Source organism: Microbacterium testaceum, assembly GCF_003075375.1.
Taxonomy (GTDB): domain Bacteria; phylum Actinomycetota; class Actinomycetes; order Actinomycetales; family Microbacteriaceae; genus Microbacterium; species Microbacterium testaceum_E.
The window spans coordinates 1-5547 of sequence record NZ_QDFT01000081.1 but is presented as its reverse complement, the minus strand read 5'-3'; the positions used below and the strand labels follow the sequence as shown (position 1 = coordinate 5547).

At 67.1% G+C, this 5547-nt stretch carries 7 protein-coding genes; 5 read left to right on the top strand and 2 right to left on the bottom strand.

The annotated features are described in order from the left end of the window. The first annotated feature begins 25 nt into the window (after positions 1–25). The gene (locus tag DC432_RS15735; protein WP_243393179.1) at positions 26–418 is read left to right on the top strand and encodes an aldehyde dehydrogenase; all 393 of its coding nucleotides are present in this window, start codon (positions 26–28) and stop codon (positions 416–418) included. Positions 419–505: 87 nt separating this feature from the next. Here DC432_RS15735 and DC432_RS15730 read toward each other — a convergent pair whose 3' ends face one another. Both DC432_RS15730 and DC432_RS15725 read right to left on the bottom strand, forming a co-directional pair. Continuing rightward, complete coding sequence (locus DC432_RS15730) at positions 506–718, bottom strand: nuclease (protein WP_243393178.1); 213 nt, start codon at positions 716–718, stop codon at positions 506–508. Between the two features lie 157 nt (positions 719–875). Beyond that, on the bottom strand, positions 876–1340 hold the full coding sequence (locus tag DC432_RS15725) for a MarR family winged helix-turn-helix transcriptional regulator (RefSeq protein WP_243393177.1): 465 nt from the start codon (positions 1338–1340) through the stop codon (positions 876–878). 47 nt (positions 1341–1387) lie between these two features. Between DC432_RS15725 and DC432_RS15720 the strand changes: the two genes are divergently transcribed. The 4 genes from DC432_RS15720 (at position 1388) to DC432_RS15705 (ending at position 5505) form a co-directional block, all read left to right on the top strand. Then, positions 1388–2650 (top strand): multidrug effflux MFS transporter, encoded by a 1263-nt coding sequence (locus DC432_RS15720; RefSeq protein WP_116538642.1) that lies wholly within the window; start codon positions 1388–1390, stop codon positions 2648–2650. Between the two features lie 347 nt (positions 2651–2997). Beyond that, on the top strand, positions 2998–3942 hold the full coding sequence (locus DC432_RS15715) for an MOSC N-terminal beta barrel domain-containing protein (protein WP_165801314.1): 945 nt from the start codon (positions 2998–3000) through the stop codon (positions 3940–3942). Positions 3943–4061: 119 nt separating this feature from the next. Continuing rightward, the gene (locus DC432_RS16575; protein WP_165801313.1) at positions 4062–4478 is read left to right on the top strand and encodes a Rid family hydrolase; all 417 of its coding nucleotides are present in this window, start codon (positions 4062–4064) and stop codon (positions 4476–4478) included. Between the two features lie 61 nt (positions 4479–4539). Then, positions 4540–5505 (top strand): PDR/VanB family oxidoreductase, encoded by a 966-nt coding sequence (locus DC432_RS15705; protein ID WP_116538639.1) that lies wholly within the window; start codon positions 4540–4542, stop codon positions 5503–5505. Positions 5506–5547 lie beyond the last annotated feature (42 nt).

The following is a 5547-nucleotide window of genomic DNA, read 5'->3' as shown; positions in this document are numbered from 1 at the left end:
GAACACGGGAGTAGCAATGGACACGATGGCCATGATGAAGTCGATGGACATGGGCGAGATGTCGATGGACATGGATGCCATGCAGGAATGCATGCAGTCGCTCAACGCGTGCGCGATGGCCGCGGCGATGTGCGCCGGCAGCGACATGATGCACGGCCCCGAAATGGCGACGTGTTGCGCCATGTGCTCGAACATGGTCGAGATGGCGCAGGCGACGTTGCACATGATGATGCGTCCGGCCGGAATGAACATGGACGTGATGAGCGCCATGATGACCGCCTGCATGACCATGGGCAAGGCCTGCGCCGCCGAGTGCCGCGCGCACGCCGACATGGACGAGATGTGCCGCTACTGCGCGATGGCCTGCGACGACATGGTCATGAAGTGCGAGGCGATGATGGCCTCGATGAGCGCCTGAGTTCTCTTCTTCGCGCGGCCGCTGACGTTTCGTCGGCGGCCGCTCGGCTATGCCGTGCGCGCGGTCGCGCCGATGGCGGCGGGCGCCTTACGCGGCGCGCGCGGTCGTGGTGATCGCGGCTGCGCTGAGGAGCTCCGCGACCGGGTGGTAGGCCACCGGCTCCCCCATCGCGATATCGACCGCGGGACCGACGACCCGCAGCTCCGTGGTCGCACCGTTCAGCAGAGCGACCGTCACCGTCGCGCCATCCGCGGCGATGACGAAACCGTCCCACCACGCCGACGGGTTCGAGGCTGCCATGCAGCGCTGGATCGGGTGGACTGTCGACGAGATCGTGCGGGACATGGCTTCACCTGCCTTCGAGGGGTTGGTGAAATGAAGCTACGGGATGCCGTCGCGGCGGGCGATCCATGGCGTAGCCGGGCGTAACACCGGGTCGGCGCCTTTCCCGAGGGCCTCAGTGGGGGGACGTCGTCGCGTCGTGTCCGCGCCGCAGTCCGCCTTCCACGCGGGCGAGCAGGGCAGCCGCCGCCTCCACCCCGGCGTCATCTCCCTCGAGTGCCGAGCGAAGGCGGTCGACCCAGAACGCGTGGAGCTTCCGCACGCTCTCATCCGCCAGAGGGGTGGGCAGCAGACGCACCGCGCGGGCGTCATCCGGGGCGGTCTGACGCTCGATCATGCCCTTCGCGACCAGCGAGCGCAGCGCGACGCTGCAGTTGCTGCGCTGCAGCGCGGTAGCTTTGGCGACGGCGCTCGGCGAGGCGCCGGGGTTGTGATGCACCCACCGCATCACGAGCGCTTCCGTGCCGGTGAGCGGAACGATGTCGGGCGCCTGCGGACCGTTCGGATCAATCTCGCGCGCGATGCGCATCACGACGTCGGCGAACTCGGCGAGAGCGTCGTCGGAGATCGCGGGGGCCACGGGCCGACTTTATCAGTCGGGTCACTAACTGTTATGCTTTCATAACCATGGCGACCAACACCGACTCCGTGCGCATCCCCGCGGCATCCCTCCCCTCTCGATCGAGCGGCATCACGACACCGCTTCTGCTGGTGCTCGGACTGTTGAGCGCCGTCGCCCCCTTCGCCACCGACCTCTACCTGCCGGCCTTCCCGCAGATGACCACGGAGCTGGCGACGTCGGCCACGACCGTGCAGCTCACGCTGACGGCATTCCTTCTCGGCGTGACCGCCGGGCAGCTCGTCTTCGGTCCCCTCTCCGACCGCTTCGGTCGAGTCCCGCCCCTCGTCGCCGGAGCCGCCCTGTGCGTGCTCGCGAGCGCGGTCGCGGTCTTCGCGCCGAACGTCGCCGTGCTCGTCGCCGCGCGCCTCTTCCAGGGTCTCGGCGGTGCCGCGGGCATGGTCATCGGCCGCGCCGTCATCTCCGACCTGTCGACCGGCAAGGCCGCCGCGCGCGCCTTCTCGCTCATGATGATCGTCGGGGGCGTCGCCCCGGTCGTCGCCCCGCTCCTGGGCGGCCTGCTCACCGGTCCGATCGGCTGGCGCGGCCTACTGGCGATCGTGCTGGGGCTGTCGATCGCCATGCTCGTCGCCGTGCTCGTGGTGGTGCGCGAAACGCACCTGCGCTCGCGCCGAGATGAGCTTCGCGCCGAGCGGGTGGCATCCGGATCTCCCCTCCGCGCACTCCGGTCGCGGACCTTTCTCGGCTACACGGCGGTGTTCGCCTTCGGGTTCGCGGTGATGATGGCGTACATTTCTGCCTCGCCGTTCCTGTACCAGAACATGCTGGGACTCGACACGGTCGGCTACGGAATCATGTTCGGCCTGAACGCGCTCGCGCTCGTGGTTGTGAGCGCACTGTCATCGAGACTTACCGCCACCCGTTCGGTCGAGAGCATCCTGACGCTCGGAATCACGCTCGTCACCGCGTCGACCGTCGCTTTCGCGCTGCTCGTCTTCTTCGGGGCGCCGGTCTTCTGGCTCACGGTTCCGCTCTTCACCGCCGTCGGGTCGCTCGGTCTGGTGTTCGGCAACGCCACCGCCTTGGCTCTCGGCGCCGTCCCGCAGATCGCGGGGAGTGCGTCGGCCGTGCTCGGAGCTCTGCAGTTCGGGCTCGCGGCTCTGGTGTCGCCGTTGGTGAGTCTGGGTGGCGAGGGGACGGCTGCGCCGTTGGCGGTTGTGATGTTCGGCGCTGCGGTGATTGCGGTCGTGGCCCTGGTGATCACGCGGCGCGGCGAGCGAGTGGCGGGGGTGGGCAGCTCCGTAGGGTGAGAGCCGGATGCCGTCTGGCCTCAGAACCTGCTGCTCTCACTCCTCCGCGAAGACGGGGCGAGAATCGCAGCGACGCGGACGATCTCGGGCCTGCGAGACCGGCGGAGGTCGCGTCCGCGCTCACGGGTCTCTTACGTCGCCGAAATTTCGACGTAACAATGACCTGCGAATCTAAGAAAGTACCTCTCGTTGCAACCTCCCGGTCGCCGAGGGAAGGGTCACGGTTTCGTGGCTAAGCAGTTTCTGCTCATTCAATTCTGAACGCTCTGTTCCGATGAATGCCTCCCTTGGGTTCCGACATGTACGAGGCCATCGGACGCTCGCGTTCGCCCGAGAGAAGGTACGTCATGTCCACTCTGATCGACACGGAAACACCCGCACCCGTCGCCGTCGGCAAGGTGCAGCGCATCTTCCGATATCCCGTGAAGTCGATGACGGGCGAGGAACTGACCTCCTGCGAGATCAACGAATCCGGGGTGGTCGGCGACCACCTCTGGGCCCTCGTCGAGGTCGCGACCGGCAAGCTCGCGAACGCGAAGAACCCGCGCAAGTGGGGCCATCTCCTCCGCTACTCCGCCGCATACATCGAGGAGCCCCACGCGGGCGGCGAGATCCCGCCGATCGCGATCACCTTCCCCGACGGAACGGTCGTACGCAGCGACCAGCCCGACGTCGACGAACTGCTCAGCAAATCGGTCGGTGTGGAGGTGCACCTCTCGACGATGGATCAGACCGAGGCGACCGTCGCGGAGATGACCTGGATCGGCGAGATCCTCGGCGAGAACAACTTCTCGAAGCTGGGTTCTTCGAACGAGCACGGCGAGCTGCAGATCGACTTCGACCTGTTCGGTAAGCCCGGACGCTCGTACGACCTCGGCGACCTGCACGTGATGACCACGTCGGCACTGGAGCACATGAAGTCGCTGAACCCCGACGCCACGTTCGACGTCCGCCGCTACCGCCCGAATTTCCTGATCGACACGGACGAGTCGGGGCTGGTGGAGACCGAGTGGGTGGGGAAGAACCTGCACATCGGCGAGGCTTCGTCGACGGTCGTGATGAACACCGTCCGGTGCATCATGACGACCCTGCCGCGCGAGGAGCTCCCCCTCGATCGCGGGACGCTGCGCTCGCTGGTCAAGCACAACACGCGTCTGGTCGAGCCGTTCGGCGACTGGGCCTGCATCGGGGTCTACTCGAACATCACCGCCACGGGACGCGTCGAGATCGGGTCGGTGACGGCGGTCTCCGACGCGGTCACGGACGAGACAGGCGAAGTCGCGCCCGCCTGATCGGAGCCCCGCGTTCCCTCCCCGGCGATCTCGACGCGCCGCGGCCTCTGCCGCCGCGCGCTCCGGTCACGGGTGACCCACCCTTCGAATCCTTCCTCTTCATCCGAAAGCAGTTCGCTGTGTCCATCACTGAAATCGTTCTTCCCGAAGGCAGCACCGGCCGAGTGCTGCGCGACCAATTCCATTTCGCCGCCGCCCACCGTGTGGGCGACATCGTCGAGCTGTCCGGCCACACCGGTCATCTCGCCGATCTGTCCCTTCCCGAGACCCTCGAAGAGGAGATCGCCACGGCCTTCGCGAACATCACCGCCACCCTCGAAGCCGCCGGCCTGAGCTGGAGCAACGTGTTCAGCGTCCGCACCTACCACGTGGTTCCGGTCGGCGCCGAGTCGATCCAGGGTGAGGGCATCGGTGCCGTGCTCGAGGCGTTCGCCTCGCTCCTGCCCGAGCGCTACCCCGTGTGGACCGCGATCGCGGTGCCCGCACTCGCATTCCCCGGGATGCGGATCGAGATCGAAATCAAGGCGACGGTCTGACATCGGTGCGCGGGGTGGGACTCCCACCCCGCGCACCGCCGAAAGACGCTGAGGAAACACCATGCCCCACACCATCACCACATTCGAAGAACCGCTGCGCCTCGTCGTCGGCGCGCGGCGTCACGAAGGATCCGACGTCGCCGTCATCGAGCTGTCCCGCGCCGACGGCGGCATCCTCCCCGCTTGGACGGCCGGAGCGCACATCGGCCTCCGGCTCGGCTCGGATGACCTCGTTCGCGAGTACTCCCTCTGCGGTTCCCCGTCGGATTCGCAGTCCTGGCGGATCGCCGTACGACGCGCGGATCCCGGGCGAGGTGGTTCCGCGTACGTGCACGCGCACCTCACCGAGGGCGTCGACGTCGAGGTGACACGGATCGGGAACCTGTTCTCCTTCGATCCGGAGGCACGTCCATACTTCATCGCGGCCGGAATCGGGATCACGCCGATCCTTCCGATGATCGAATGCGCCGAAGAGCAGGGCCTGGCGTGGCATCTGCTCTACCTGGGCCGGTACACCGACTCGATGCCGTTCCTGCAGCAGCTCTCCCTCTTCGGCGATCACGTCACGGTGATCGAGTCGTCCACGATGGGCCGGGCCGACCTGTCCACGATCGTCGCCGAGAACACGGATGCGCACTTCTACGCGTGCGGACCGGAGTCCCTCCTGGATGCCGTCGAGGAGGCCATCCGCCCCCATCCCGGCGTGCACCTGAGTGTCGAGCGGTTCGCCCCCAGGGCGCTCGCGACGAGCGAGACCGACTCGGAATTCACGATCGTGCTGGACTCCACCGATCAGAAGATCCCCGTGCGCGCCGATCAGTCCGCGCTGTCCGCTCTTCTGGAGGCAGGGGTGCGGGTGCGGAACTCGTGCGGCGAGGGCACCTGCGGTTCCTGCGAGGTCGTGGTTGTGGACGGGATCCCCGACCATCGCGACTCGATCCTCACCGACGACGAGCAGCTCGAGGGCGACTACATGTACGTCTGCGTCTCGCGCTCACTTACCCCGACTCTGACATTGGATCTCTGACATGACCGCACAACCCAGCGTCGCCGCCGWWCGCGGAACCAC

Coding starts and splice junctions, on each gene's coding strand:
- DC432_RS15705 (WP_116538639.1), top strand. CDS start 4,540: ATGCCCCACACCATCACCACATTCGAAGAACCGCTGCGCCTCGTCGTC.
- DC432_RS15730 (WP_243393178.1), bottom strand. CDS start 718: ATGGCAGCCTCGAACCCGTCGGCGTGGTGGGACGGTTTCGTCATCGCC.
- DC432_RS15735 (WP_243393179.1), top strand. CDS start 26: ATGGCCATGATGAAGTCGATGGACATGGGCGAGATGTCGATGGACATG.
- DC432_RS15715 (WP_165801314.1), top strand. CDS start 2,998: ATGTCCACTCTGATCGACACGGAAACACCCGCACCCGTCGCCGTCGGC.
- DC432_RS15720 (WP_116538642.1), top strand. CDS start 1,388: ATGGCGACCAACACCGACTCCGTGCGCATCCCCGCGGCATCCCTCCCC.